A 557-nucleotide genomic window follows, 5' to 3' on the forward strand; every position below is an offset into this window, starting at 1 on the left:
ACAGAAGTACAGGTTATTGTGATTAACGACGACACTCCACCAACAGCAAGTAACCTACCATTGCAGCAAGTGACGGTTTTACCTCCACCAGATGTTAGTGTGGTTACGGATGCTGCAGACAATTGTGGTACTCCACTTGTGGAATGGGTTAATGATGTTTCTGACAATGGTTTCTGTCCAGAATACATTGTAAGAACTTACAGTATTACTGATGATTGTGGAAACGTTACTTTCATCAACAGAACATTCATCGTTGGTGATTTAACACCTGATATCGCCTTCACTGCGAATCCAACATTACTTGACAATTTAAGTGATGGATGGGTAGAATTCTATAATCAAACTACTGGTGCAACAGATTACAAATGGGATTTTGATGATGGTTCACCATTTGTTTACGACAGAAACACAAGCCATCAATTTGACATTACAGAAAGTACAACTTACGATGTATGGATGGTAGCTACTTCTCAATTTGGTTGTAAAGACAGTACAAATATTAAGATCTTAGTTTTCCAAGAATTACTGTACTATATTCCTACAGCGTTCACGCCAGA

Annotated in this window: 1 pseudogene; it reads left to right on the forward strand. The window is 38.2% G+C overall.

What is annotated here, in order from left to right:
* Positions 1-557 (forward strand): annotated as a pseudogene (locus C6368_RS17090) (hypothetical protein); the annotation flags it as partial.

This window comes from Brumimicrobium mesophilum (assembly GCF_003025005.1).
GTDB lineage: Bacteria > Bacteroidota > Bacteroidia > Flavobacteriales_D > Crocinitomicaceae > Brumimicrobium > Brumimicrobium mesophilum.